The sequence below is a fragment of the Arthrobacter sp. M71 S08 genome (assembly GCF_059089725.1).
Map to the genome: position 1 here is coordinate 1 of NZ_JBNHEY010000013.1, position 2,519 is coordinate 2,519.

2 rRNA genes are annotated in these 2,519 nt (G+C 55.9%); both read right to left on the reverse strand.

Annotation, left to right across the window (positions count from 1 at the left end):
* Window positions 1-1,576 (reverse strand): 23S ribosomal RNA (locus AC5RTB_RS16530); the annotation flags it as partial.
* A gap of 527 nt (window positions 1,577-2,103) precedes the next feature.
* Window positions 2,104-2,519 (reverse strand): 16S ribosomal RNA (locus AC5RTB_RS16535); the annotation flags it as partial.

Consider the following 2,519-nt stretch of genomic DNA (forward strand, 5'->3'; position numbering starts at 1 on the left):
TGGGTTTGGGTGGTTAGTATCCCTTGTTCAGTATGGGCGGTTCTTCACCGGTACGGGAATATCAACCCGTTGTCCATCGACTACGCCTGTCGGCCTCGCCTTAGGTCCCGACTTACCCAGGGCAGATTAGCTTGACCCTGGAACCCTTGATCATTCGGCGGACGGGTTTCTCACCCGTCTTTCGCTACTCATGCCTGCATTCTCACTCGTGTAGGCTCCACCGCTGGTTTACACCGCGACTTCACTGCCCACACGACGCTCCCCTACCACTCCAGACACCTGAACCAACCCACAAGGGGCGGCTTGGCAATAATCTGAAATCCACAACTTCGGCGGTGTACTTGAGCCCCGCTACATTGTCGGCGCGGAATCACTTGACCAGTGAGCTATTACGCACTCTTTCAAGGATGGCTGCTTCTAAGCCAACCTCCTGGTTGTCTGAGCAACTCCACATCCTTTCCCACTTAGCACACGCTTAGGGGCCTTAGTTGGTGGTCTGGGCTGTTTCCCTCTCGACTATGAAGCTTATCCCCCACAGTCTCACTGCTGCGCTCTCACTTACCGGCATTCGGAGTTTGGCTGACGTCAGTAACCTTGTAGGGCCCATCGGCCATCCAGTAGCTCTACCTCCGGCAAGAAACACGCAACGCTGCACCTAAATGCATTTCGGGGAGAACCAGCTATCACGAAGTTTGATTGGCCTTTCACCCCTACCCACAGCTCATCCCCTCCATTTTCAACTGAAGTGGGTTCGGTCCTCCACGACGTCTTACCGTCGCTTCAACCTGGCCATGGGTAGATCACTTCGCTTCGGGTCTAGATCACGCCACTCACTCGCCCTATTCAGACTCGCTTTCGCTACGGCTTCCCCACACGGGTTAACCTCGCGACGTAACACTAACTCGCAGGCTCATTCTTCAAAAGGCACGCCATCACAGGAACAAAGCCCGCTCTGACGGATTGTAGGCACACGGTTTCAGGTACTATTTCACTCCCCTCCCGGGGTACTTTTCACCTTTCCCTCACGGTACTGGTCCGCTATCGGTCATCAGGGAGTATTTAGGCTTACCAGGTGGTCCTGGCAGATTCGCACGGGATTTCTCGGGCCCCGTACTACTTGGGATACTCTCCAAGCGGCAGCACGCATTACAGCTACGGGACTCTCACCCACTCCGGTCGGGCCTTCAAACCCGTTCACCTATACGCCTGCACTCACTTCACCAGCCCGGCAGAGCTGATACGGAAAGTCCCGCAACCCCAGTGATGCAACGCCCGCCGGCTATCACACACCACTGGTTTAGCCTCATCCGCGTTCGCTCGCCACTACTAACGGAATCACTATTGTTTTCTCTTCCTGTGGGTACTGAGATGTTTCACTTCCCCACGTTCCCCCCACGCACCCTATGTGTTCAGGTACGGGTCACCCAGTCACTCGCGCGCTGGGCGGGGTTTCCCCATTCGGACATCCTGGGATCAAAGTTCGGTTATCAACTCCCCCAGGCTTATCGCAGATTCCCACGTCCTTCTTCGGCTCCTGATGCCAAGGCATCCACCGTGTGCCCTTAAAAACTTGACGATCACACACACAACACACCACCAACCCCGCACCCCCCAAAAAGGAAGACACGAAACCAATGACGGCTATATGCGAACACAAAATTTTAAGATGCTCGCGTCCACTATGCAGTTCTCAAACAACAACCCCAGTAACACACCACCTGCACCCCACCAAGGGAACAGACAGTCATGCCCAGGAACACCAGAAACCCCAAAAACCAGACCCCCCGCGACAACCCACACAAACCGTGCGAACCACCCCGAAAAGGCCAAGCCCCTGTTGCCTCAGGACCCAACAGTGTGCCAAACGCTACCGAACCACCACCAACCAGCCCTTTCCCAAACCACACACCCACCACCAGGAACAAACCCGGCAGCAACGCATGCAACCCGTACTCAAACCAGCCGGCACCAACCCGGCACCTATTCATTGATATTCCACCCATGAGCACCCACCGCAGAACAAACGCCTGCGCAATGGGCATACTCCTGACAACCCCCAGCCACCCCATACAGGACAACCAGGAAATTGTAGGCGCTCCTTAGAAAGGAGGTGATCCAGCCGCACCTTCCGGTACGGCTACCTTGTTACGACTTAGTCCCAATCGCCGGTCCCACCTTCGACGGCTCCCTCCCACAAGGGGTTAGGCCACCGGCTTCGGGTGTTACCAACTTTCGTGACTTGACGGGCGGTGTGTACAAGGCCCGGGAACGTATTCACCGCAGCGTTGCTGATCTGCGATTACTAGCGACTCCGACTTCATGAGGTCGAGTTGCAGACCTCAATCCGAACTGAGACCGGCTTTTTGGGATTAGCTCCACCTCACAGCATCGCAACCCTTTGTACCGGCCATTGTAGCATGCGTGAAGCCCAAGACATAAGGGGCATGATGATTTGACGTCGTCCCCACCTTCCTCCGAGTTGACCCCGGCAGTCTCCCATGAGTCCCCGGCATAACCCG